25 protein-coding genes are annotated in these 22427 nt (G+C 73.0%); 12 read left to right on the forward strand and 13 right to left on the reverse strand.

Translation table 11 applies throughout. The features are described 5' to 3' along the window. Positions 1-35: 35 nt before the first annotated feature. From CMS_RS12490 to CMS_RS12500, 3 genes are all read right to left on the reverse strand, one after another. Positions 36-1067: a LacI family DNA-binding transcriptional regulator gene (locus CMS_RS12490; protein ID WP_086935918.1), complete on the reverse strand. Its 1032-nt coding sequence runs from the start codon at positions 1065-1067 to the stop codon at positions 36-38. Beyond that, on the reverse strand, positions 1046-3079 hold the full coding sequence (locus CMS_RS12495) for an aldo/keto reductase (protein WP_012299802.1): 2034 nt from the start codon (positions 3077-3079) through the stop codon (positions 1046-1048). Before CMS_RS12495 ends, CMS_RS12490 begins: the two co-directional genes overlap by 22 nt. A 139-nt stretch (positions 3080-3218) precedes the next feature. Further along, positions 3219-3698: a MarR family winged helix-turn-helix transcriptional regulator gene (locus tag CMS_RS12500; RefSeq protein ID WP_041464685.1), complete on the reverse strand. Its 480-nt coding sequence runs from the start codon at positions 3696-3698 to the stop codon at positions 3219-3221. 106 nt (positions 3699-3804) lie between these two features. On the opposite strand from CMS_RS12500, the gene CMS_RS12505 reads away from it, so the two are divergent. Continuing rightward, a complete protein-coding gene (locus tag CMS_RS12505) occupies positions 3805-4302 on the forward strand; it encodes a general stress protein (protein WP_041464686.1) in 498 nt (165 codons plus the stop codon). A gap of 52 nt (positions 4303-4354) precedes the next feature. Here the strand turns inward: CMS_RS12505 and CMS_RS12510 are convergent, their stop codons facing one another. Continuing rightward, the gene (locus CMS_RS12510) at positions 4355-4966 is read right to left on the reverse strand and encodes a GNAT family N-acetyltransferase (RefSeq protein ID WP_012299804.1); all 612 of its coding nucleotides are present in this window, start codon (positions 4964-4966) and stop codon (positions 4355-4357) included. 171 nt (positions 4967-5137) lie between these two features. On the opposite strand from CMS_RS12510, the gene CMS_RS12515 reads away from it, so the two are divergent. Beyond that, positions 5138-6409, forward strand: a complete 1272-nt coding sequence (locus CMS_RS12515; protein WP_012299805.1) for a hypothetical protein — start codon at positions 5138-5140, stop codon at positions 6407-6409. A 25-nt stretch (positions 6410-6434) separates the two neighbouring features. Here CMS_RS12515 and CMS_RS12520 read toward each other — a convergent pair whose 3' ends face one another. After that, positions 6435-7622 (reverse strand): ThiF family adenylyltransferase, encoded by a 1188-nt coding sequence (locus tag CMS_RS12520; RefSeq protein ID WP_012299806.1) that lies wholly within the window; start codon positions 7620-7622, stop codon positions 6435-6437. Between CMS_RS12520 and CMS_RS12525 the strand changes: the two genes are divergently transcribed. Continuing rightward, a complete protein-coding gene (locus CMS_RS12525; RefSeq protein ID WP_012299807.1) occupies positions 7621-9327 on the forward strand; it encodes a glycosyltransferase family 39 protein in 1707 nt (568 codons plus the stop codon). The genes CMS_RS12520 and CMS_RS12525 overlap by 2 nt on opposite strands. Before the next feature lie 18 nt (positions 9328-9345). Here the strand turns inward: CMS_RS12525 and CMS_RS12530 are convergent, their stop codons facing one another. After that, on the reverse strand, positions 9346-10206 hold the full coding sequence (locus tag CMS_RS12530) for an alpha/beta fold hydrolase (RefSeq protein ID WP_041464687.1): 861 nt from the start codon (positions 10204-10206) through the stop codon (positions 9346-9348). A gap of 86 nt (positions 10207-10292) precedes the next feature. Here CMS_RS12530 and CMS_RS12535 point away from each other — a divergent pair, with 86 nt between their 5' ends. The 3 genes from CMS_RS12535 to CMS_RS12545 all read left to right on the forward strand — a co-directional run bounded on the left by CMS_RS12535 (position 10293) and on the right by CMS_RS12545 (position 12328). Next, on the forward strand, positions 10293-10796 hold the full coding sequence (locus tag CMS_RS12535; RefSeq protein WP_012299809.1) for a CGNR zinc finger domain-containing protein: 504 nt from the start codon (positions 10293-10295) through the stop codon (positions 10794-10796). 53 nt (positions 10797-10849) lie between these two features. Further along, positions 10850-11269 carry a hypothetical protein gene (locus CMS_RS12540; RefSeq protein WP_012299810.1) on the forward strand — a complete coding sequence of 140 codons (420 nt, stop codon included), beginning with the start codon at positions 10850-10852 and terminating at the stop codon, positions 11267-11269. A gap of 96 nt (positions 11270-11365) precedes the next feature. Then, positions 11366-12328 (forward strand): IS481 family transposase, encoded by a 963-nt coding sequence (locus tag CMS_RS12545; protein WP_012299811.1) that lies wholly within the window; start codon positions 11366-11368, stop codon positions 12326-12328. On the opposite strand, the gene CMS_RS12550 is transcribed toward CMS_RS12545, so the two are convergent. The 3 genes from CMS_RS12550 to upp all read right to left on the reverse strand — a co-directional run bounded on the left by CMS_RS12550 (position 12325) and on the right by upp (position 14910). Then, the gene (locus tag CMS_RS12550) at positions 12325-12792 is read right to left on the reverse strand and encodes a MarR family winged helix-turn-helix transcriptional regulator (protein ID WP_012299812.1); all 468 of its coding nucleotides are present in this window, start codon (positions 12790-12792) and stop codon (positions 12325-12327) included. The genes CMS_RS12545 and CMS_RS12550 overlap by 4 nt on opposite strands. 309 nt (positions 12793-13101) lie before the next feature. Next, entirely contained in the window at positions 13102-13878 is a 777-nt protein-coding gene (locus tag CMS_RS12555) for a winged helix-turn-helix domain-containing protein (RefSeq protein WP_041464688.1), read from the reverse strand. Between the two features lie 393 nt (positions 13879-14271). Continuing rightward, positions 14272-14910 carry a uracil phosphoribosyltransferase gene (gene upp, locus CMS_RS12560; protein WP_041464689.1) on the reverse strand — a complete coding sequence of 213 codons (639 nt, stop codon included), beginning with the start codon at positions 14908-14910 and terminating at the stop codon, positions 14272-14274. A 68-nt stretch (positions 14911-14978) separates the two neighbouring features. Between upp and tadA the strand changes: the two genes are divergently transcribed. Then, positions 14979-15419, forward strand: coding sequence for a tRNA adenosine(34) deaminase TadA (gene tadA / locus CMS_RS12565; protein WP_174270100.1), 441 nt, complete (start codon positions 14979-14981; stop codon positions 15417-15419). Positions 15420-15907: 488 nt separating this feature from the next. Here tadA and CMS_RS12575 read toward each other — a convergent pair whose 3' ends face one another. Next, a complete protein-coding gene (locus tag CMS_RS12575; protein ID WP_041464691.1) occupies positions 15908-16825 on the reverse strand; it encodes a cation diffusion facilitator family transporter in 918 nt (305 codons plus the stop codon). A 131-nt stretch (positions 16826-16956) separates the two neighbouring features. On the opposite strand from CMS_RS12575, the gene proC reads away from it, so the two are divergent. Continuing rightward, a complete protein-coding gene (gene proC, locus CMS_RS12580; RefSeq protein ID WP_086935919.1) occupies positions 16957-17847 on the forward strand; it encodes a pyrroline-5-carboxylate reductase in 891 nt (296 codons plus the stop codon). A 48-nt stretch (positions 17848-17895) separates the two neighbouring features. On the opposite strand, the gene CMS_RS12585 is transcribed toward proC, so the two are convergent. Both CMS_RS12585 and CMS_RS12590 read right to left on the reverse strand, forming a co-directional pair. Next, positions 17896-18564, reverse strand: coding sequence for a potassium channel family protein (locus CMS_RS12585; RefSeq protein ID WP_012299818.1), 669 nt, complete (start codon positions 18562-18564; stop codon positions 17896-17898). A gap of 53 nt (positions 18565-18617) precedes the next feature. Continuing rightward, positions 18618-20042: a TrkH family potassium uptake protein gene (locus tag CMS_RS12590; protein ID WP_012299819.1), complete on the reverse strand. Its 1425-nt coding sequence runs from the start codon at positions 20040-20042 to the stop codon at positions 18618-18620. A gap of 79 nt (positions 20043-20121) precedes the next feature. Between CMS_RS12590 and CMS_RS12595 the strand changes: the two genes are divergently transcribed. The 3 genes from CMS_RS12595 to CMS_RS16710 all read left to right on the forward strand — a co-directional run bounded on the left by CMS_RS12595 (position 20122) and on the right by CMS_RS16710 (position 21202). Then, positions 20122-20667: an ArsR/SmtB family transcription factor gene (locus CMS_RS12595; protein ID WP_012299820.1), complete on the forward strand. Its 546-nt coding sequence runs from the start codon at positions 20122-20124 to the stop codon at positions 20665-20667. A gap of 122 nt (positions 20668-20789) precedes the next feature. Next, a complete protein-coding gene (locus CMS_RS12600; RefSeq protein WP_012299821.1) occupies positions 20790-21029 on the forward strand; it encodes a helix-turn-helix domain-containing protein in 240 nt (79 codons plus the stop codon). A gap of 74 nt (positions 21030-21103) precedes the next feature. Next, complete coding sequence (locus tag CMS_RS16710; protein ID WP_003792170.1) at positions 21104-21202, forward strand: 30S ribosomal protein bS22; 99 nt, start codon at positions 21104-21106, stop codon at positions 21200-21202. Between the two features lie 118 nt (positions 21203-21320). Here the strand turns inward: CMS_RS16710 and CMS_RS12605 are convergent, their stop codons facing one another. Continuing rightward, positions 21321-22136 carry an HAD family hydrolase gene (locus CMS_RS12605; protein ID WP_223842656.1) on the reverse strand — a complete coding sequence of 272 codons (816 nt, stop codon included), beginning with the start codon at positions 22134-22136 and terminating at the stop codon, positions 21321-21323. 25 nt (positions 22137-22161) lie between these two features. Between CMS_RS12605 and CMS_RS12610 the strand changes: the two genes are divergently transcribed. Next, complete coding sequence (locus tag CMS_RS12610; RefSeq protein ID WP_041465053.1) at positions 22162-22425, forward strand: glutaredoxin family protein; 264 nt, start codon at positions 22162-22164, stop codon at positions 22423-22425. The last annotated feature ends 2 nt before the right edge of the window (positions 22426-22427 follow it).

The raw sequence follows: 22427 nt of genomic DNA on the forward strand, positions 1-22427 counted from the left end.
TGCGAACAATCCCACGCATGGCCAGGGCCAGAGGATCACGCCGACTCGCGCACCACCAGCTGGTGCCGCACCGTGCGGATCACCTCGGGGCCGGAGCGCGGGAGCTCGCCCGCGATCATGGCGACGGCGAGGTCGAGCGCGTGGCGGGCGAGCTCGTCGAGGTCCACCGCGAGCGTCGTGAGGGTGGGGGCGAGCAGGCGGCCGAGCGACAGGCCGTCGATCCCGACCACGCGCACGTCGCCCGGCACGTCGACGCCCGCGCGGCGGCAGGCGGAGAGCACGCCGAGGGCGCAGACGTCGTTGAAGGCGACGATCGCGTCGGCCGTGCGCGGGCGCGCGACCACGCGCTCGGTCGCGACGGCGGCGGCCTCCGCGGTGGGCGCCGACGCGCGGACGACGGAGACCTCCATCGACCGCGCCTCGAACGCGCGCACGAGCAGGGCGGCGCGCGGGCTGGGTCCGGCGGCGACCGCCGCGTCCAGCACCACCGGGTGCCGCACGCCGACCGCCTCGAGGTGGTCGGCGAGGGCGTCGATGGCCTCCGACGGATCCAGCTGCACGGCGGCGCGGAGCGGGTCGCCGCGCGGATCCAGCTCCACGACGGGCACCGAGCCCAGCCGGGCGATCCACTCGGCGGCCCGCGACCCGAGCGTCCCGATCACGGCGTCGGTCTGCGCGCCGAGCGCCTCCACCATGCGGTCGGAGTCGGCGGCGAGGCCCACGTCGGCAAGGGACACGTTCCAGCCGCGGGCCGCCGCGATCCGCACCACCGCGGCCGCGAGCTCGGGCGACCACGGGTTCCGCAGGTCGTCGACGACGAGGCCGAGCTGGTGGTCCCCGCCCGTCACGAGGCCGCGGCCGAACCGCGACGGCCGGTACGCGAGCGCCTCGGCGGCGTCGAGCACGCGCCGCTTCGTCTCCTCGCTGATGCCCGGCATGCCGTTCATCGCGCGCGTGACGGTCTGGCGGGAGACGCCCGCGGCGGAGGCGACGTCGTAGATCGTGGCGCGGCCGGCCGGCTCCCGACCGGTCGCGCCCGGTCCGCTCAGCCCCGCAGGTCCAGCCACGCCACCTGCTCCGGGGTGAGCTCGACGGACAGGCCGCGCATCGAGGAGCGCACCTCCGAGATGGTGCGCGGCCCGAAGAGCGGGAAGGTCGGGAACGGCTGCGCGAGCACGTACGCGAGCGCGATCGCCGTGGCCTGGACACCGTGCTCGGCCGCGAGCTCCTCGGCGCGGCGGAGGCGCTCGAAGTTGTCGTCGCCGTAGTAGCAGCGCACGAGCTCCGGGTCGCTCAGGTCGTCGGGGCGGGCACGGCCCGTGAAGAAGCCGCGCGCCTGCGACGACCACGGCAGCAGCGGGACCTGCCGCTCCTCGAGCCACGCCTTTGACGCTGGATCCGTGACGTGGACGCAGCCCGCCCACGGCACGTCGTACGCCTCGGCCAGGCCGAAGTGGTCGCTCAGCGCCTGGAACCCGGCGCGGCCGTTCGCCTGCGCGTAGGCCTGCGCCTCGTCGAACCGCTCGGGCGTCCAGTTGGAGACGCCGTAGGAGCGGATCCGCCCGGCGCGCTGGTGCTCGTCCATCACGTCGACGAACTCCCCCACCGGCACGTCCGGGTTGTCGCGGTGCATGAGGTAGATGTCGGCGTAGTCGGTGCCCTGGCGCTCGAGGCTCTCGAGCAGCTGGCTCGTCAGCGACTCCGGGTCGCAGTGCGGGGTGTGGGCGCCCTTGGTGATGACGACCACGTCCTCGCGGATGCCGCGGTTCCGGATCCACTTCCCCAGGCGCCCCTCGAGCACACCGCCGCCGTAGATGTAGCCGGTGTCGAAGGCGTTGCCGCCCTGCTCGACGAAGTGGTCGAAGATCGCGGACGCGTGCGCGAGGTCGGGCTGGTTGTCGACGCCCATGACGAGCCGCGACATGCGCTTGCCGACGCCGGGGATCTCGCCGTAGAGCATGGGGCTGTCGTCGCGGACGCGGAGCGGGCGGCCGGAGACGGTGGGGATGTCGGCGTCCTCGGCCTCGAACGGGTAGCGCAGCTCGAGCGCGGCGCGCCAGCGGTCGAGCGTGCGGGCGGTGGCGAGCGTCTCGTCGAGGGTCATCTGCGCGGACTCGCCGAGGCCGGCCGCGAGGGCGTCGGTCGTGGCGTCGGCCTCGATCGCGTACGGCTTCGCGCCCGCGAACGAGAGCGTGCGCGGCTCCTCGCCGACGACGGAGACCTCGATGGTCGGCGCATCGCCGAGGGTCCACGGGTCGCTGAGGTGGATGCGGCCCTTCGAGCCGAGGATCGTGAGCGCCTGCGGCTCGTCGAGCGCGACGCCCGTGCGGAGGGTCGCGGTGATGCCCGGCTTCCCCGCGACGCCGCGGTAGGTCGCGCGCGCGACGGACCACTCGTCGACGCCGGTGGGGCCGACCGTGCCGTCGACCTCGAGGGTCAGCGGCTCGGCGACGGCGATCCCGGTCGCTGCCTGCACCACGGCGGCCACGGCGGTGACCGTGTAGCCGCCGACGTCGAGGATCCCGCCGCCCGCGGTCGCGGTGTCGTAGAGGCGGCCGGTGCGGGATCCGGTGCGGAAGGAGAAGGACGCGTCGACGTGGGCGACGTCGCCGATCACGCCGTCGCGCAGCAGCTGGAGGAGCGCCGCGGTCTGCGGGTGGAAGCGGTACATGTACGCCTCGACGAGCGGCAGGCCGGCCTCGCGGGCCGCGTCGACGAGCGCCATCGCGGTGCCGTGGTTGACGGCGAGCGGCTTCTCGCAGAGGACGGCCTTGCCAGCGTCGAGCGCGCGGATCACGAGGTCGGCGTGGCCGGTGTGCACGGTGGAGATGTAGACGGCGTGGACGGCGGGATCCGCGAGGACGGCGTCGTAGTCGGCGCCCGTGACGTCGGCGAAGCCGTGATCGGCCGCCTCGGTCGCGAAAGCCTCGGCGCGCTCGGCGCTCGAGCTGCCGGCGGCGACGAGTCGCGCGCCGCGCTCGCTCGCGGGGAGCTGGGAGAGGAAGCGGCGGGCGATGCTGCCCGGGCCGAGCACCGCCCAGCCGGGTGCGGTCGGGGTGGTCGTGGTGGGGTCGGTCATGGTGGAGCCCTTCGCGGCGTCGTCGGCGTGAACGTTCACGACAACGCTAAGGGGCAGGGCGCCGGGTCGTCAAGGGTCGTGGTGATGGCGGCCCGTGAACGTTCACGTGCTGCGTGGCGATCGTGGAGCGGAAGGGTTGTCAGGACCGCTCCCCGCCCTCCGCCTCGATCTCCGCGACGAGCCGCCCGAGCAGCCGCGTCAGCTCGGTGCGCTCCCGGGCCGACCAGTCCCCTACGAGCTCGCCGAGGAGCGCGCGGGCCGTCGCGGAGTTGCGGTCGAGCACGCGCTCGGCGTCGGGGGTCGCGCGCACGAGGACCGCGCGCCGGTCGTCGGGGTCGGGCTCGCGGATCACGAGACCCCGCGCCTCGAGGCGCTGGACGTGCGCGGTCATCGTCGACTTGTCGACGCCCTGCCAGTCGGCGAGCACGCGCATCCGGGTCGCGCCGCACTCGGCGAGGTGGCCGAGGAGCCAGGTGTCGGTGGACGAGAACGCCTCGCCCTCGTCGGCCAGCATGCGCCGGCGCACGTCGGGCCGGGACGCCCAGCGGGTGATCGCGAGGACCGCCCGCTCCATCACCGCCCCGACCGCGGCGCCCTCCTTGCCTGGGAGCTCGCTCACCGTTCGATCCCCGTCCCCTCCGTACTCGCCGACCGTTGGTATCCTCAAACCATATCGCCCGATCCGGCTGGATCGGCACACCGCACGATCCGAGAGGAAGCACCCCATGTCCACCCCGAGCACCGACCCCCGCGCGCACGCCGTCCCGGCCACGCCCCGCGAGGTGATCGCGAGCTACACCGAGTACGCCGACGCGCAGGCCGCCGTCGACACGCTCTCCGACCGGGAGTTCCCGGTCGCCTCGACGCAGATCGTGGGCCACGACGTCCGCACCGTCGAGACCGTCACGGGTCGGGTCACCAACAGCAGCGCCGCGGTGCGCGGGGCCGCGGGCGGCGCGTGGTTCGGACTGATGCTGGGCTTCCTGTTCGGCATCTTCACCCCCGGCGTCGCCTGGCTCGGCGTGTTGCTGGTCGCGGTCGGCATCGGCGCGCTCTGGGGCGCGCTGTTCGGCTTCGTCGGCCACTACGCCACGCGCGGCAAGCGCGACTTCGCCTCCGTCCAGACGCTGACCGCCGGCCGCTACGACGTGCTGGTCGACAGCGCGCGGGCCGCCGAGGCGTCGCGGATCCTGTTCGACACGACGGGCGCGCCGCGCGCCTGACCCGCGGCATCGCCACGACGCGGACAGACGGCTCAGCCGCCCGTCCGCGTCGTCATGTCCGGGGTGCGTCCCGCGGCGCCTCGAGCGTGAGCCACTCCTCGTCGACGCGGTAGCCGAGCGCCGTGCCGGCCGCGATGATCGCCGCGTTCTCGCTCGATCCGCCCGTGCGGAAGACGGCGACGCCCGCCTCGACCAGCGCCAGCACGGACGCCGCCTTCACCGCGGTGCCAAGTCCGCGCCCGCGATGGGCGGCGTCGACGACCGTCACGTCCGTCTCGGCGGCGCGGCCGGCGGGATCAACATCGACGAACGTCATCGCCAGGAGCCCGCCCGCGGGGTCGAACGCGCCGAAGCCGCGGCGTCCTGCCGCCGGGACGCGGGCCGAGTCCGGTGTGAGGCCCGCATGGCGGGTGGCCGGGCCGCCCGGGTAGTCGGCCAGCGTGGCGGCGTCGAGGGCGAGGATCGCCGGGACGTCGTGCGGTGCGAGCTCGCGCAGCACCGCGGATGCGGTGACGCGGTCGACGAGCGCCCGCAGCCGTGCGGGATCCGCGTCCGCCGCATCGAGCTGCGCGCCCCACGAGCGGGCGGTCACGATCCAACCGGCGGCACGCAGCTCCGACGCCCGCAGGTCGTCGGATCGGGCGATGACGGGCTCGGCGCTCATCCTGCGAGCCTGGCATGGCGGGGCCGCGCATCGGGCACCCGGGCCCGTGCCGGTCACCCTGCGGGCGGGCCGCGTGCGGGTGCCCCGATCGGGGGCGACACGGGCGGCTGGCGCGGTGGGAGACTCGCGCCGTACCCGACCGGGCCGCGCGGCCCACCCGAAGGAGTCCCCGTGGATGACGACGTCCAGCTGATCAGCGATGGAGACGGCCTGGCCGTCATCGGCGAGCCGGCCGCGGTGGAGCGGTTCCTCGCGGCGAACGAGCTGCCGAAGGGGCGGGACCTCGGGCTCGAGCGGCTGAAGCCCGTCGCCGGCATGGCGGCGGCCGCGGTGCAGGCGGGCTCGGTCGTCGCCGAGAACCACGGGCGGTGGGTGAAGCTGTCGGAGAAGTCGACGGCGCTCCTCAAGCAGCACTCCGCCATGAAGGGGTCGCTGCCCACCCTCGAACGCGGCGTGATCATGGACGGCAACAAGATCAAGGGCATCGTCGAGTTCGCGCGGGGCCCGGGCGCGTACCTGACCAACCCGGCGATCCTCTCCGGCGCCGCCGGGATCATGGCCCAGTACGCCATGCAGCAGGCCATGGACGAGATCAGCGACTACCTCGCCGTCATCGACGCGAAGGTCGACGACATCCTCCGCGGCCAGAAGGACGCCGTGCTCGCCGACATGATCGGCGTGGAGATGGTCATCGACGAGGCGACGCTGATCCGGGCCCAAGCCGGCCGCGTCTCCGACATCACCTGGTCGAAGGCGCAGGGCACGACGCAGACCCTCGCGCGCACGCAGGGCTACGCGCTCCGCCAGCTCGACGCCCTCGCCGAGAAGTTGGAGCGCACCACGAAGGTCGACGACCTCGTCAGGGTCACGAAGGACGCCGAGGCGACCGTGCGCGAGTGGCTCGCGGTGATCGCCCGCTGCTTCCAGCTCCAGGACGCGGTCGCCGTGCTCGAGCTCGACCGCGTGCTCGACGCGTCGCCCGAGGAGCTCGACGAGCACCGCCTCGCGCTGCGCGTCGTGCGGCAGAACCGGCTCGCCGTGATCGGCCGCACGACCGACCGGCTGCTCGAGCGCATGGACGCCGCAGCCGGCACCGCGAACGCGAAGGTGCTGCTCAACCCGTTCGACTCCCGAGCGATCGTGGGATCAAGCAATCGCGCCGCCACCGGCGTCGTGCAGTTCAACGGCCTGCTCGGCGTCGCCGACGAGCGCGAGTCGCTGGAGGCGCGCCGCTGGCTGGCGGCGGTCGGCGACACGTGGGACTCCGCGCGAGACCAGGGCGCCGAGGGAGTGGACGCCGCACGGCGGCTCGGAGCGGCAGCGTTCGGACGCGGTCGCGCGGCAGCCGACGGCCTGTCGCTGAAGCTCGCGGAAGGCGCGCTGCGTCGCTGCAAGGGCAAGGGCGATCAGACGACGGACGCCCCAGAGGACGACGCGAGCTGATCGCTCCGGGGCGCAGGGCCGCCCGTCACGCCCGCCCCGCCACGCTCCGCCACGACTTGATCCCGCCGCGCAGGCTCACCGCATCCCGGCCCGCCTCGCGGAGCGCCGCCGCGGCCGCCCGCGAGCGCACGCCCGAGGCGCAGTAGACGACGACGCGGTCGGTGATCTCGCCGGGCACCGCGCCCGGATCCACCGTGACGATGCGCACCGGCACCGCGACGTGGCCGGGGATGGAGTCGACGAGGCGCTCGTCGGGCTCGCGCACGTCGAGGAGGACGACCCGCTCGTCGGAGGCGAGGATCCGCTCCACCTCCTCCGCGTCGAGCTCCGTGCCGTCGGTAGCGGCGCCCACGCCGCAGAAGAGGTCGTAGTCGGCGAGCGCCGTGACCCGCTGGCGGCCCTTCGCGCGCTTCACGCCGATGGTGCGGCTGGTGCCGGCGAGCGCGTCGAGCACGACCACCCGGCCGAGGAGCGGCTGACCCGCGCCCGTGACGAGCTTGATGACCTCGGTCACCATGAGCGAGCCGACCGTGCCGCAGACCGCGCCGAACACGCCCGCCTCCTCGCAGGAGAGCACGGCGCCGTCGGCGGGCGGCTCGGGGAACACGTCGCGGTAGTCGATGCCGCGGCCGTCGGGCGCCGCGTCCCAGAAGACGGTGACCTGCGCGTCCCAGCGGTACACGGATCCCCACACGCACGGCACGCCCACGAGGGCCGCCGCGTCGCTGATGAGGTACCGGGTGGCGAAGTTGTCGGTGGCGTCGACGACCACGTCGTAGCCGCTGAGGATCCCGATGGCGTTGTCATTGGTGAGCCGCTCGGCGTGCTCCACGACCTCGACGCCGGGGTCGGTGCGGTGCACGGAATCCGCCGCTGACGAGGTCTTCGGGCGGCCCACGTCGGGCGTGCCGTGGATGGTCTGGCGCTGGAGGTTGGAGAGGTCCACAGCATCGTCGTCTACGATTCCGAGGGTCCCGATCCCCGCCGCGGCCAGGTACTGCAGCACGGGGGAACCGAGGCCGCCCGCGCCGATCACGAGCACGCGCGCCTGGTCGATGCGGGACTGACCCCCCATCCCGATGCCGGGAAGGGCGAGGTGCCGGGAGTGGCGTTCGCGCCTCTCCTGCGCATCCTGCCCGGAGCCATGACCACCGAGGCCCCGCCCCCCGGGGTGCGTGCCGTCCAGATCGACGAGCGGCAGAGACGACCCCATGACAGACCTCCGTACGGACGGCGGACGCGGACCCGCGTCGACCGGACCCAGCGTACGACGGCCCGCCGACGGTCCCCGCGGCGGCCGCCCGCACGGCCCCCTCGGCCGCTTCCACCACCGTCGCTGGGGCGACGCCTGGCTCATCGGCCTCCTCGGCTTCCTGCTCGCGCTCCCCCTCGCCGGCGCGCCCTCCGTCTGGTACGACGAGGCCGCCACCGTGATCTCGGCCACGCGCGGCTGGGACGACCTCCTCCGCGAGCTCGGCACGGTCGACGCCGTCCACGGCCTCTACTACGCGGGCATGAAGGTGTGGTTCGAGCTGGTCGGCTACTCGCCCACGTCGCTCCGCTTCCCGAGCGCGGTCTTCATCGGGCTCGCCGCGGCGGGCGTGGTGCTCCTCACGCGCACGGTCTCCACGCGCGCGACCGGCATCGTCGCCGGCATCGTGTTCGTCGTGATCCCCCGCTCGGCGTGGATGGGCACCGAGGGCCGCTCGTTCGCGCTCGGCACCCTCATCGCGGTCGCGCTCACGATCGTGCTGGTGCTCGCGGCCCGCCGCGCCGGATCCCGCTGGCAGGTGCAGGCCAGGTGGTGGGCGCTATACGGGCTGCTCGCGTGGCTCGGCGCATCCACGTTCGTGTACCTGGCGCTGCTCGTGGGCGCGCACGGCGTCGTGATCCTGTGGGCCATCGCGTCCGCGCGCGTCGGCCGCCGCAGCCGCCGGCCCATGGTCGTGTCGCTGCTCGGCTGGGCGCTCTCCTCCATCGCGGCCGGGCTCCTGTCGCTGCCGCTCGTGCGCGTGGTGACGGAGCAGTCCGGCCAGGTCGGGTGGATCGATCCCATCGGCCCGAACACGGTCACGCAGGTGCTCTCGACGCAGCTCTTCTACCAGAACGACGTCTTCGCGGTGATCGCGTGGGTGCTCGCGCTCCTGGGCCTCGCGCTGCTGGTGCGCCGCGGGATCCGACTGGTGCGCGCCCGCCGCGCCTCCACGGTCGAGCCCGAGGGCGGCATCGCCGAGTTCGAGTCCGCGTACCTGCACGCCGGGTGGTCGCCGACGATCCTGCAGCTCGCGGTGGTGTGGTTCGCCGTTCCGACGCTGCTGCTCATCGGCGCGTCCACCCTCATGTCGCCGCTGTACTCGCCGCGCTACATGGCGTACACGGCACCCGCGTTCGCGATGCTCATGGCCGTGGGGATCCTCGCGCTCAAGTGGAAGCCGCTCATCGCCGCCGTCACCGCCGTACTGGTGACACTGTCGCTCATGCAGCTCGTGCACGACCGCACCACCACCGTGAAGGCCGACTCCGACTGGGCCGCCATCGCGCGGATCGTCTCCGAGGAGCGCGCCCAGGAGGCGCCCGACACGACCGATGCCGTGATCTTCGGGCCGGTCCGCCGCCACCCGAAGGCGACCTCGCGCATCGTCGCGTACTCCTACCCGGACGCGTTCCGCGGCATGGACGACATCCTGCTGCGCACGCCGCCCGGCGACACCGACGGCCTCTGGGAGGAGACGTACCCGCTGGCCGACCGGGTCGACGAGGTCGAGGGCGCCGACGTGGTGTGGCTGGTCACGAGCGACAAGCAGGACATCCGGGACGACGTGGCCGAGGCCCTCACCCCGCGCGGCTTCGCGAAGACCGACGACTGGCACGTGAAGAACGCGAACATCGAGCGCTACGAGCGGGTCGCGGCGGGCTGATCGTGGCCGGCCTCGCGGTCACAACCCGTCGTGCCACTCCCCGATCGCCGCGAGGACGCGGTCGAGGTCCGACTCGAGCAGGAAGTGCCCGCCGTCGACGAGCTCGATCCGCGCGTGCGGGGCGTCGCGCCGGAAGGCCTCCGCGCCGGACGCGGCGAAGATCTCGTCGTTCCGCCCCCAGATCGCGAGCACCGGCACCCGCGACTCCCGCAGCCACGCGTGCACCGCCGGGTACAGGTCGCGGTTGGTGGCGTAGTCGCGGAACAGCGCGAGCTGCACGTCGTCCTGACCCGGGCGGGCGAGGAGCGCGAGGTCGTGCTCCCAGGCGTCGGGATCCACGACCGTCGGATCCGGCACGCCGTGCGTGTACTGCCACTCGACCGCATCGCGGCCGAGGGCCGGGCGGAGGGCGTCGCGCGTGGCGTCGGTGCGCTCGGCGGCATCGGCCCAGATCGGATCCCAGAACGAGGGCATGAAGCCCTCCTCGTAGGCGTTGCCGTTCTGCGTGATGACGCCCGTGACGGCGGCCGGGTCGGCGAGCGCCAGGCGCCAGCTGATGGGCGCGCCGTAGTCCTGCACGTAGATCGCGTAGCGGGTGACCCCGATGGCCGCGAGGAACCCGCGGGTCACCTCGGTGAGCGCGGCGAACGAGTAGTCGAAGTCCTCGGCGGACGGCGCGGACGAGCGGCCGAACCCGACGTGGTCCGGCGCGATGACGCGGAACCGGCCCGCGAGCGCGGGGATCAGGTGCCGGAACATGTGCGAGCTCGACGGGTACCCGTGCAGGAGCAGGAGCACGGGCGCGTCGGCGGGCCCGGCCTCGCGCCAGAAGACGTCGAGGCCGTCGATCGAGACGGTGCGGTGGTGGACGGTGACCATGACTAACCCCTTAGACTTGTTTTGGTGGTTAGTCGGACGGTAGCATGAATCCATCGCGCCACCCGAGCGCGGAGGATCGAGGAGCCGTGGACCACGACGAGGAGCTGCTGCTGGCGCTGCTGAACAGCGCGCCCGTGGTCGACGGCCACCGGGACGACCGGCTCGCCGGGGCATCCGGCCGCGGGCTGGCCCGCGGTTGGGGCGGCACCGGCACCGCTGCCGAGGTCGAGCGCCTCCGCCGCACGCGCGACGCCCTGCACGCCGTGATCCGCGGCGGAGCGCCCGCGACACCGGCGGTCGACGAGCTCGCGGCCGTGGTCGACGGTGTCGTCCGCACGCCGCGCGTCACCCCCGACGGCGTCACCTGGGACCTGCACGTGCCCGCCGACGACCGCCTCCCGGTGGACGCCGTGCTCGCCTGGTCGAGCGTCACCGCCCGGCTGCCCGGCCGACTCCGCCCGTGCGCCAACGCCGAGTGCGAGCTCTTCCTCATCGACCACAGCCGCCCGGGCACGGCCCGCTGGTGCTCGATGGCGACCTGCGGCAACCGGATGAAGGCCCGCGCGCACGCGCAGCGGGTGCGCGACTGAGGCGGCCCGTACCCGACGCGCCGCGCCATCACGGCAGCCGCTACCGTCACCCCGTGAGCACATTCTTCGTCGCCGGCAGCTGGCGCAACCGGGAGGCCGTGGGCGACGTGGTCGCTGCGCTCGATGCCGTCGGCGTGCGGTCGTACTGCTTCGTCCGCGCCGCCTACGACGCGGATGCGGCCGTCTTCGCGGCGCCGGGTGGTGCGGACGATGCCGACCTCGACGACCCGGGGATCCGGCGGCTGTTCGAGCAGGATCTCGCCGCGCTCCGGGCAGCCGACCGGTTCGTGCTCGTGCTCCCCGCCGGTGCCGCCGCGCACATGGAGGCGGGCATCGCCGTCGGGCTCGGGAAGCCGTGCGTCGCGGTCGGCGCGGCGGAGCGTACGGAGACGCTGCACCTCGCCTTTGAGGCGATGTGCGCCGGACCGACCGGACGGATCCGTCACCTCCGCGACACGGGAGCCGTGGGCTAGCTGTAGTTCCTCGGGAGGTTGTGAACGCTGGGGCGGATAGCGAAGACCTCCGGGACGATGTGAGTTACCAAGCACACGTCATCACCGGAGGTCTTCGTGACTCACGCTAACGCCCCGTTCACTCCCGCGGGCAGGGTTCGGCTTGCCCGGTTGATCATCGAGGACGGGTGGCCGGTCCGGCGTGCGGCGGAGAGGTTCCAGTGCTCGCCGGCGACGGCGTCGAGATGGGCTCGCCGGTATCGGGCCGGGTTGCCGATGACGGACCGCTCATCCCGCCCGCACCGGCAACCGACCCGCACGAGTCAGCGTCGGGAGCGGCGGATCATCGCGCTGAGATTCACTCGCCGGTGGGGCCCGCACCGCATCAGCTACCACCTGCGTATCCCCCGTTCCACGGTCGAGCGGGTCCTCCGTCGCTACCGGATGCCGTTGCTCACGCACCTGGATTCCGCGACGGGACTCCCCGTCCGACGCTCGCCCGCGCGACGTTACGAGCACTCCTCACCGGGAGATCTGGTCCACGTCGACATCAAGAAGCTCGGCCGCATCCCGGACGGCGGCGGGCACCGAGTCCTCGGCAGAGCGGCCGGCCGGAAGAACACTCCCCGGACCGGGCGGGGATACGCGTTCCTGCACCACGCCGTGGATGACCACTCCCGACTGGCGTACTCCGAGATCCTCACCGACGAGCGCAAGGAGACCGCTGCCGCGTTCTGGGCCCGCGCGAACGCGTTCTTCACCGCCGCGGGCATCACCGTGATCCGTGTCCTGACGGACAACGGCTCCTGCTACCGCTCCCACGCCTTCACCGAGGCGCTCGGATCGATCACGCACAAACGCACCCGCCCCTACCGGCCCCAGACCAACGGGAAGGTCGAGCGCTTCAACCGCACCCTCGCCACCGAGTGGGCCTACGCCCATCCCTATCGCACCGACGAGGCCCGCGCCGCGACCTACCCTGCCTGGCTGCATCACTACAACCACCACCGCCCCCACACCGGCATCGGCGGACTCACGCCCGCCGAACGCGTTCACAACCTCACTGGGAACTACAACTAGGCCTCGGCGACGCTCCCGCGCAGCTTGTCGGTGAGTGCGCGCAGCGTGTTCAGCTCGTCCGGCGTGAGCGCCCCGCCCACGGTCGAGGCGATGGACTCCATGTGCACGCGCGCGACCGCGCGGAAGGCCGCGTCGCCGACGTCGGTGAGCCGCACGATGGTGGCCCGGCCGTCGCTCTCGTCGCCGCACTTGACGACGAGGCCCCGCGCCACGAGCCGGTCGATGAGCCGGCTCACGCTGGGCTGGGTCAGCAGCACATGCTGGTTGAGGTCGCGCAGGCGGAGGCGCCCCTCGGGCTGGCGCGAGATGTTGAACAGCACGTCGTACTCGTTGAACGAGAGCTCACGGCTGGGGAACTCGGCGGTGAGGCGTCGCATGACGCTGACCTGCGCGCGGAACAGGGACTCCCACGCCCGCACGGCGTCCGCTGTCTCGCCCACCAGGCCTCCTCGTCCGGTGCGCATCGCGATGTGGATCGGGCGCACGCATCCGACGGAAGTCTACTGAGCGGCGATCCCGGGAGTGCCCGGGGCGGATCCGCGCCGGACATGACTGAGGGCCGACCCCAGAGGCATGGGGCCGGCCCTCTCCCTTGCACCAGGAGTGTCCTGCAATCACATTCCGTCTCCACCGCCACAGCAAACGGTGGGACGACATGACTGTATAACGATCCCGTAACGCCCCGCTACCTCGAAGCGGCCCGATCTGCTGGGAGATCGCCGACAGCTCCGCAAGGGCAGGCTGAGCCCGAACGGCCGCCTCGGGGCGGCGCCTCAGAACAGGTCGGGCGACTGCGTGCTGGCGTGGTGGACGGCCACGTCCGCGTGCCGGTCGAAGCGGTAGCCGGCGCCCCGCACCGTGCGGACGATCTCCTCGTAGCGGCCGAGCTTGGAGCGCAGCCGGCGGACGTGCACGTCGATGGTGCGCTCGTTCGGCACGTCGTCCTCGTCCGCGGCGGACCACAGCGAGGAGATGAGCTCCGATCGCTCGATGGTGCGTCCCTCGCGGAGCACCAGGTACTGCAGGAGTTCGAACTCCTTGTAGGTGAGCGGGGCCGTCTCGCCGTCGAGCACGACGCGCTTGCGGGAGAGGTCGACCGTCACACCGCCGTCGACGCGGTCGTCGTCCTCGGGCTGCTCGCGGTGCTGGGCGACGGCCGCGGGATCCTGCAGCGCGAGCCGGACCACGTCGATGTCGCGGCCGCCGGCGCCCTCGGGGGCCAGGGCGACGGCGGCGTGCGTCTCGACGCCCGGGGCGAGCTCGGCGGCCAGGCGCTTGAGCGCGGCGACGACGGTACCGAGGTCGGTGCCGGCGGCGGACGCCTTCAGCTCGTCGAGGCCGACGTAGATGGCGAAGCCGCGAGCCTCGGTGCCCTCGGGCACGGCGCGCAGGCGGGCCGGACGAGCGGGCGCGGCGGACGTTGTGGTCGGTGCGGGGACGGCCTGCGGGCGGCGGAGCGGCGGGGCGAGCGGCGTCGCGGCGCGCAGCACGGGAGCGGCGGGAGCGGATCGGAGGGAGGTGCGGGCGGGGTCGATGGTCGCGAGCGACATGGCGGAGTCCTTGTGATGATGCGGGTGCGGCGCAGCTGGGTTGCGCGGGACCTCAGGGGAGTGCGAGACGCCTCAGGGGGCGGATGCGCCGAGGACGGCGAGGAGGGTCGGCGACGGACGCGTCGCGGGACCGCTCAGGCGAAGGTGGCGGCTCAGGCCGACATTCGACAGGACATCGCGACACGGCCGGGCATCATCATGCCGGCGACTCCCGAGGCCTCGGAGGAGGTCAGGACGTGCGCGTTCGGAGTCATGGGGAGAGCTTGCACGGATCCGTGCGCCCGTGTCAACAGCAGCGACCGGAATCGTGCGGGACGCGCAGGAATCGTGCGTGCACGGACAGCGGCGCCCATCTCCGCGGGGAGACGGACGCCGGATGGAGCGGGACGCGGGTCAGTGCGCGGCGGTGCCGTACAGGCGGTCGCCCGCGTCGCCGAGGCCCGGGATGATGTAGCCGACCTCGTCGAGCTTCTCGTCGAGCGCGCCCAGCACGATCGTGACCTCGCGGCCCGCGGTCGCCTCCTCGACGGCCTTCAGGCCCTCGGGCGCGGCGATGAGGCAGATGCAGGTGACGTCGACGGCGCCGCGGTCGAAGAGGTACTCGATGGCGGCGATGAGGGATCCGCCCGTGGCGAGCATGGGATCCACCACGAAGCACTGGCGGTTGGAGAGGTCGGTGGGGAGGCGCTCGGCGTAGATGTCCGGCTGCAGCGTCTCCTCGTTGCGCACCATGCCGAGGAAGCCGACCTCGGCGCTCGGCATGAGGCGCATCAGTCCGTCGAGCATGCCGAGCCCGGCGCGGAGGATGGGGACGACGAGCGGCTTCGGGTCGCTGAGGGTGAGGCCCTCCGCGGGGGCGACCGGCGTCTGCACCGTGATGGTCTCGACGCGGACGTCGCGGGTGGCCTCGTAGGCGAGGAGCGTGACGAGCTCGTCGGCCAGGCTGCGGAACACGGGGGAGGGGGTGGTGCGGTCCCGCAGCGCCGTCAGCTTGTGCGTGATGAGCGGGTGGTCGGCTACGTGGACTCGCATAGGCTCCATTCAACCAGCAAGGGGGATCGCGATTGGACCTGCCCGTCCCCGGCGACTACGAGCGCTGGATGGCCGTCGCGCTCGACGAGGCCCGGGCCTGCGCGGAGACCGGAGACGTGCCCGTGGGGGCGGTCGTGGTGGACGCGGCGGGGGTCGTCATCGGGCGCGGGCGCAACCTCCGCGAGGCCAGGCAGGATCCCACCGCGCACGCCGAGGTGGAGGCGCTGCGTGCTGCAGCCGAGGCGACCGGCGACCGGCACCTCGTGGGCGCGACGCTCGTGGTCACGCTCGAGCCGTGCGTGATGTGCGCGGGCGCGATACTCGCGGCCCGGGTGCCGCGCGTGGTGTTCGGCGCGTGGGACGAGAAGGCCGGCGCGGCCGGATCCCTGTACGACGTGCTGCGCGATCGCCGGCTGCCGCATCGCGCCGAGGTGTTCGCGGGTGTGCTCGCGGCCGAGTGCGCCGCTGTGCTCGACGACTTCTTCGCGGACCGTCGCGCCGACGCCTGATCCGGTGTCGGGATCGCCGCCCGCATGGAGGAGGCGAGTGCGGAGCCGGGCGCGGTGCCCGGATCAGCCTGCGCAGCCTACGCAGATGCGCCCCTGATGCGGCTGGTGCTGCTCGTGGTCCCGGCCCCCGTCGCGTCCGTCCCCCGCCCGAGCATGCCGGCGCTCCTGCGCCGTGAGGTCTCCGGCGGCGCGCTCCCCGGGCACGCGCGCGGGGGTGCCGGTCGGCGCGTGCCGGGTGTCCGCCTGGGCGGCGCCGGTCGCCGGGAGGAGCAGTCCCGGGGCGAGCGCCGTCGCCGCGGCCGCGGCCCTCATCGCACGCGTCAACTTCGGTCTCCTCTGTCGGCCGCGCCCCGAGCGGCGTGCTCGAGCGTCCGCGACGTGCGGGCCGCGTGACCCGTCCGGCCGTCATGGTCGCAGCGCGCACGCTGCGGCGGATCGGCCCCTGCACAGCGCGGGCGTCTCCACGGCGCCGCCGCGGGACGGGCGGATCAGCGCGTCGCGACCCGCACGTCGGGCTCGAGGTAGATGACGCGGGCGACCGGCACGGCCTCACGGACGCGGCGCTCGATCGCGTCGATCCCCGCGGCCAGGTCGCCGAGCGAGCTGGTGGCGGGCATCGCGATCTTGGCGGCGACGAGGAGCTCGTCTGGGCCGAGGTACAGCGTCTTCATGTGGATGATCGACTCGGCCTCGTGTCCGGAGGTGATGGCCGCGCGGATGGCAGCCAGGTCGGGCTTCGACGCGCCCTCGCCGACGAGGAGGCTGCTCATCTCGACCCCGAGGATCACCGCGACCGCCACCAGGAGCACGCCGATGAGGAGGGTGCCGATGCCGTCGTAGATCCCGTCGCCCGTGATGATCGAGGCCGTGACGCCGAGCAGCGCGAACACGAGGCCGGAGAGCGCGGCCGTGTCCTCGAGCAGCAGGACGGGGAGCTCCGGGCTCTTGGCGCGGCGCACGAACTGCACCCACGTCTGCGTGCCGCGCAGCGGGTTCGACTCCGTGATGGCCGTGCGCAGCGAGAACGACTCGAGGCCGATCGCGATGACGAGCACGACGATCGGCAGCCACGGCACGTCGAGCGGCTCCGGGTGCTCGATCTTGTGGATCCCCTCGTACAGCGAGTACACGCCGCCGACCGAGAACAGGATGATCGAGACGATGAACGCGTAGACGTAGCGGACCCGGCCGTAGCCGAAGGGGTGCTCCTCGTCCGCCATGCGCTTGGCGCGCTTGCCGCCGATGAGCAGAAGGATCTGGTTGCCGGAGTCGGCGAGCGAGTGGACGCCCTCGGCCAGCATCGAGGAGGAGCCCGAGAAGAACGCGGCGACGAACTTCGTGATCGCGATGCCGACGTTCGCGGCGAGGGCGGCGAAGATCGCCTTGCTGCCGTGGGATTCGCTCAAGGCCGGACCTCCTCGACCGGCGAGGCGGCTCGGGCCGCCCGGGCGCGCATGCCCCGGTCGCCTCAGCCTAGCCACGCGGCCGTCCCCGCCGACCGCCCGACCGCGCGGCACCTGATCCCTAGGATCGACGCATGCCCGACGCCTCCCACCCCGCCATGTCCGCTCCCGCCATGTCCGCTCCCGCCGAGGCCGTCCGCCTCCCGTCGCTCGCGATGCTCGGCACCGGATCCATGAACGGCGCCATCCTCGGCGGCCTGCTGCAGCCGGGCGTCGAGGTCGACGGCGACGTGCGCGTGACCACCCGCTCGGCGGCCAGCGCCGCGGCGCTCGGCGAGCGGGACGGCGTGGCGGCAGCGAGCGTCGAGGAGGACGCCGACGCGAACCGCCGCGCGGTCCGCGGCGCGCGCGTCGTCATCGTGGGCGTCAAGCCGCACATGGTGCCCGACCTGCTGCGCGAGATCGCGGACGACCTGGATGCCGGGGCGCTCGTGATCAGCGTGGCGGCCGGCGTCACGATCGCGACCTTCGAGTCGCTGCTGCCCGACCACGTGGCAGTGCTCCGCTCGATGCCGAACACGCCGTCGCTCGTCGGCCGCGGGGTCACCGGGCTCGCCGCGGGCACGCGCTCCACGCAGGAGGACCGCGCGCTCGCCCGGGCGGTGTTCGCGACCGTCGGCGACGTGGTCGAGGTGCCCGAGGAGCGCATCGACGCGCTCAGCACGATCTCCGGATCCGGCCCCGCCTACGTCTTCCTGCTCATCGAGGAGCTGACCCGCACCGCCGAGGCGAAGGGCTTCAGCCCCGACGAGGCGCGCGTGCTCGTGCAGGGCACGTTCCGCGGCGCGGTGGAGCTGCTCGCCGCGTCCGACGTGGATCCCGCCGAGCTCCGCCGCCGTGTCACGAGCCCCAAGGGCACGACCGAGCGGGCCGTCGAGGTGCTGCAGGCGGCTGGACTGTCCGGCCTCTTCGACCGCGCGACCGACGCCGCGCTCGCCCGGGCCCGCGAGCTCGCGGCCGGCTGATCCCGCGCCCGGCCAGGCCCGGCCCGACTTGCTCCGCCCGCCCGCGGGTCAGGACAGCGACGCGAACTTCTCGATGTCGGCCGACGTGCCCGACACGATGATGAGGTCGTGGTTCGAGACCAGCGTCTCCGAGGTGGCGTAGGTGAAGGGCTTGCCCGGCGTCTTCACGCCGACCACCGTGATCCGGTAGCGCCGCCGCACGGCCGACTCGAGCAGCGTCATCCCGCGGATGGGCTTCGGCGGGTACATCTTCGCGAGCACGAAGTCGTCGTCGAACTCGATGAAGTCGAGCATCCGCCCGGACACCAGGTGCGCCACGCGCTCGCCGGCCTCCGCCTCCGGGTAGATGACGTGGTTCGCGCCGATGCGCTCGAGGATCTTGCCGTGCGACTGGCTGATGGCCTTGGCCCAGATCTGCGGGATCTTCAGGTCCACCAGGTTCGCGGTGATGAGCACGCTCGCCTCGATGGACGACCCCACCGCGACGACCGCGATCGAGAAGTCCTTGGCGCCGAGCTGCTGCAGCGCCTCGATGTTGCGGGCGTCGGCCTGCACGGCGTGGGTGACCCGGTCGGACCACTTCTGCACGAGCCCCTCGCTCGCGTCGATCGCGAGCACCTCGCGGTCGAGCCGGGCGAGCTGGCCCGCGGTCGCGGCGCCGAAGCGGCCGAGCCCGATCACGAGCACGGGGGCGTTGTGGGGGATGCGTTCGCCCATGAGGGGCCTCTCTGATCGGGTCTCGCGGTGGTCGGATCGTGCCGGGTGCCGGCTCAGCCGACGATCGGCCGCTCCTCGGAGCGCTGGAAGAGCTGCCGGCGGGTGCTCGCGGCGAGGGCCGCCGCGAGCGTCACGGTGCCGACGCGCCCCAGGAACATGGTGGCCGCGAGCACGTACTTCGCGGGATCCGACGCCTCGGCCGTGAAGCCCGTGCTGAGCCCCGAGGTGGCGAACGCGCTGATGGCGTCGAAGAGCACGTAGTCGAGGCGCTCGCCGGAGATCTGCAGCAGCACGATGCTGCTGAGCGCCACAGTCGTCGCGCCCCAGAGCACGATGCTCACCGCGAGGCGGAGCACATCGCTCGGGATGCGGCGCTCGAACACCTCCATCGACTCGCTGCCGCGGGCCTCGGCGAAGGCCGCGAGGAACAGGATCGCCAGGGTCGTGACCTTGATGCCGCCTGCGGTCGACGCAGATCCGCCGCCGATGAACATGAGCATGTCCGTGACCAGCAGGCTCGCGTTGCCGAAGTCGGCCATGTCCAGCGTCGAGAAGCCGCCCGAGCGCGTCATCACGGAGAGGAACAGGGCCTGGAAGCCGTGCTGCACCGGGTCCATGAGCGCGAACGTCTTCGTGTTGTCCCACTCGAGCACGACGTAGGCGAGCGTGCCCAGCACGATGAGGATGAGCGACGTCCAGAGCGTGAGCTTCACGTGCACCGAGAAGCGCCGCGGCTTGCGCCAGCCGCGGTACACGGCGTAGATGACGGGGAAGCCGATGCTGCCGAGGAAGACGCCGATCATGAGCAGGCTGAGGAACCAGTAGTCCTGGTGGTAGAGCTCGAACCCGGCCTCGCTGAAGACGAAGCCCGTGTTCGTGAACGCCATGAGCGAGTAGTAGAAGGAGTCGAGCGCGGCCTGGCCGACGGGGATGCCCTCCAGCAGGATCCGCGGGAACAGCAGCGCCGCGATGGACAGCTCGATGACGAGGGCGCTGATCGCGACCGTGAGCAGCAGCGTGCCGATCTCGCCGAGCTTCACGGCCTGGCCCTCGGCGACGGGGCCGTGGTGGATCCGCAGCGGGTTGCTGTCGCTCGCCGCCATGAGCCGCGCCTTGAGCCCGAGGCGGCGCGACACGATGAGGCCCATGATCGACGCGAGGGTGAGCACGCCGATGCCGCCGATCTGCACGCCGAGCGCGATGAAGGCGTGGCCGAGCGGGGTCCAGTACGTGGCCATGTCGACCGTCGCGAGGCCCGTGACGCAGATGGCGGATACCGCCGTGAAGAGCGCGTCGGCGAAGGGCGCGGTGTCGCCGGTGGAGGTCATGCCGGGGAGCATGAGGATCGTCGTCAGCGTGAGGACGAGCGCGGCGAATATGAGGATCGCGAAGCGGGCCGGCGTGGAGTGCGCGAAGTAGTCGAGGAAGTCGCGGATGCGCCCGAGGAGGGGACGTCCGTGATCCGGCCTGACGCGCATGGTCCCCTGTCCGCTCCGAGAGGCGCAGTGGCCCGGATCGCCATGGTACTGCGAGCGCGGGACGGAATACCCTTCGGGCATGGCTGACATCTTCGACGTCGTGGCGGATCCCACGAGGCGCGACCTCCTCCGCGTGCTGCTCGACCGACGCGCGGTGCCCGAGGCGCCCACCGGGGAGATCAGCGTCTCGGAGCTCGTGCAGACGCTCGGGATCAGCCAGCCGACCGTGTCGAAGCACCTGCGCGTGCTGCGCGACAGCGACCTGGTCTCGGTTCGCGAGGAGGGGCAGCACCGCTACTACCGGCTGGAGTCCGCGCCGCTCGAGGCGCTGGACGCCTGGGTCGCGCCCTTCGTCGACGACGACCAGGACGAGGCCTCCGACGACGGGCACGCGGATCCCGACACGGGCCTGCTCGGCGGCGGCCTGTCCGCCGACCCCGACGGGGACGACGACGGCGATCCGGCCGGCTACCCGTTCGCCGCGTCCCTCGGCCGGATCTGGGCCGACACCCGCTACCAGGCGGCCGCCGCCGTGCACGACGCGACGCGCGTCGCGGGCAGCGCGGGCCAGGCGGGCCTCGGTCGGCTGCGCGGCAGGAAGCCGGGGAACTCGCGGGACGCGTGATGCAGGATGTGACACGATGGACACGCGTCCACCCGGACCCCTAGAATCGCGCACCAGCGCCCGCATCGCGGGGGCTACGAGGTCCGTGAGCCGGTCACGCAGAACGAGGAGTCGATCCGCCCATGTCGCGTGACCTGTCCGACGTCCGATTCCTCACGGTGGCCGAGGTGGCCGAGATGATGCGCGTCTCCAAGATGACCGTCTACCGCCTCGTGCACTCGGGCGACCTGCCCGCCATCCGCTTCGGCCGCTCGTTCCGCGTGCCCGAGTCCGCCGTGCTCGCCGCGATCGACCCGTCGAACGCGGTGCCCGGCCAGCCCGGGGAGGCCTCGCGTCACTCCGGCATGTCGGATGTCGGCTAGACTCCTCTGAGGCTATTTTCCGCGGGTCCTCCCAGTGCCCGCGTGTTCCGTCCGGCAACAGATGAGGTGCCCCTATGGGTTCAGTGATCAAGAAGCGTCGCAAGCGCATGGCGAAGAAGAAGCACCGCAAGCTGCTTCGCAAGACGCGCCACCAGCGCCGCAACAAGAAGTAGAGCGCACGCGTCCACGAGGGCGCCGCACGCGATCGAGAGGACGCCGGCCCGGTGACGGGGCGGCGTCCTCTTCGTGCGTCGAGGGTGCGGCGTTCGGGGTGCGGGGGCGTGCGGCCGATCAGTTCCGGGCGGGCCCGTCCGCCTGCGCGGCCTCGCGGCGCACGCGCCTGCGGGCGTCGCGGATGCTCTGGCGCCACAGCCGCATCGACGGCCAGCCGGATCCCCGCGCGTGGGCCGCGAGCGCCCGGTCCGGGTTCACCACGACCGGGCGCCCGACGAGCGAGAGCAGCGGGATGTCGTGGCGCGAGTCGGAGTACGCCCAGCACTCGGCGGCGTCCGCGCCTGTCCGCGCGAGGAGGCCCCGCGCGGCGGCGGCCTTGTGCGCGCCGTGCAGGAACTCGCCCTCGAGGCGGCCCGTGTACGCGCCGTCGCGCACCTGGAGCACGGTGCCGAGCGCTCCCGTGAGGCCGAGGCGCCGGGCGATGACGTCGGCCAGGAACGACGGCGACGCCGTGACCAGCCAGACCTGGTGGCCCTTCGCGAGGTGCTCCCGCGCCAGGCCGAGCGTCTCCGGCCAGACCATCGGCGCGGTGTGCTGCTCGTAGATGTCGTCCGCGAGCACCGCCATGTCGGCCACAGTGACGCCGGTCACGACCTCGAGGCCGCGGGCGCGCGCCGACGCGAGGTGCCGGTCGTTCTCGCCGCGCGCCTTGAAGCGCGCGTGCTTCCATCCGGACCCGACGATGTCGCGCACCGTGAGGAGGCCGGCCGAGCGGAGCCCGCGCACGAGATGGAACGCGCTCGCGCCGTGGATGAGGGTGTTGTCCACGTCGAAGAACGCGAGGATCGGGGTGCCCGCCTGCTCGACCATGATCGGGTCAGCGTAGGCGACGCTCCTGGGTCGGGTGGCGGGCAGGGCCGCGGGCGGGGCCATCCGCGGCCTCGCCTACGCTGGGCGGATGAGCGCAACGGTCCTCACCCTCGTCGGCAAGCCCGGCTGCCACCTCTGCGACGATGCGCGCGGGGTGGTGACGCAGGTGCTCGAGGGCCTCGACGCGACGCGCGCCGCCGAGGTGACGCTGGAGGAGCGCAGCATCCTCGACGACCCGGCGCTCGCGGACCGGTTCGCCGAGGAGATCCCCGTGCTGCTGATCGACGGTCGCGTGCACAACTACTGGCGCATCGACGCCGAACGGCTCCGGCAGGCGCTCGTCGAGCGCTGACC

It is taken from the genome of Clavibacter sepedonicus (assembly GCF_000069225.1).
GTDB classification, from domain to species: Bacteria; Actinomycetota; Actinomycetes; order Actinomycetales; family Microbacteriaceae; genus Clavibacter; species Clavibacter sepedonicus.

Excerpts from the sequence above, each read along its gene's own strand:
- CMS_RS12585 (WP_012299818.1), bottom strand. The coding sequence starts at position 18,564 with ATGGGCGAACGCATCCCCCACAACGCCCCCGTGCTCGTGATCGGGCTC.
- CMS_RS12550 (WP_012299812.1), bottom strand. The coding sequence starts at position 12,792 with ATGCGCACCGGACGAGGAGGCCTGGTGGGCGAGACAGCGGACGCCGTG.
- CMS_RS12525 (WP_012299807.1), top strand. The coding sequence starts at position 7,621 with ATGACAGACCTCCGTACGGACGGCGGACGCGGACCCGCGTCGACCGGA.
- CMS_RS16710 (WP_003792170.1), top strand. The coding sequence starts at position 21,104 with ATGGGTTCAGTGATCAAGAAGCGTCGCAAGCGCATGGCGAAGAAGAAG.
- CMS_RS12505 (WP_041464686.1), top strand. The coding sequence starts at position 3,805 with ATGTCCACCCCGAGCACCGACCCCCGCGCGCACGCCGTCCCGGCCACG.
- upp (WP_041464689.1), bottom strand. The coding sequence starts at position 14,910 with ATGCGAGTCCACGTAGCCGACCACCCGCTCATCACGCACAAGCTGACG.
- CMS_RS12555 (WP_041464688.1), bottom strand. The coding sequence starts at position 13,878 with ATGTCGCTCGCGACCATCGACCCCGCCCGCACCTCCCTCCGATCCGCT.
- CMS_RS12590 (WP_012299819.1), bottom strand. The coding sequence starts at position 20,042 with ATGCGCGTCAGGCCGGATCACGGACGTCCCCTCCTCGGGCGCATCCGC.
- CMS_RS12520 (WP_012299806.1), bottom strand. The coding sequence starts at position 7,622 with ATGGGGTCGTCTCTGCCGCTCGTCGATCTGGACGGCACGCACCCCGGG.
- CMS_RS12510 (WP_012299804.1), bottom strand. The coding sequence starts at position 4,966 with ATGAGCGCCGAGCCCGTCATCGCCCGATCCGACGACCTGCGGGCGTCG.
- CMS_RS12600 (WP_012299821.1), top strand. The coding sequence starts at position 20,790 with ATGTCGCGTGACCTGTCCGACGTCCGATTCCTCACGGTGGCCGAGGTG.
- CMS_RS12610 (WP_041465053.1), top strand. The coding sequence starts at position 22,162 with ATGAGCGCAACGGTCCTCACCCTCGTCGGCAAGCCCGGCTGCCACCTC.
- proC (WP_086935919.1), top strand. The coding sequence starts at position 16,957 with ATGCCCGACGCCTCCCACCCCGCCATGTCCGCTCCCGCCATGTCCGCT.
- tadA (WP_174270100.1), top strand. The coding sequence starts at position 14,979 with ATGGCCGTCGCGCTCGACGAGGCCCGGGCCTGCGCGGAGACCGGAGAC.
- CMS_RS12530 (WP_041464687.1), bottom strand. The coding sequence starts at position 10,206 with ATGGTCACCGTCCACCACCGCACCGTCTCGATCGACGGCCTCGACGTC.
- CMS_RS12605 (WP_223842656.1), bottom strand. The coding sequence starts at position 22,136 with ATGGCCCCGCCCGCGGCCCTGCCCGCCACCCGACCCAGGAGCGTCGCC.
- CMS_RS12495 (WP_012299802.1), bottom strand. The coding sequence starts at position 3,079 with ATGACCGACCCCACCACGACCACCCCGACCGCACCCGGCTGGGCGGTG.
- CMS_RS12595 (WP_012299820.1), top strand. The coding sequence starts at position 20,122 with ATGGCTGACATCTTCGACGTCGTGGCGGATCCCACGAGGCGCGACCTC.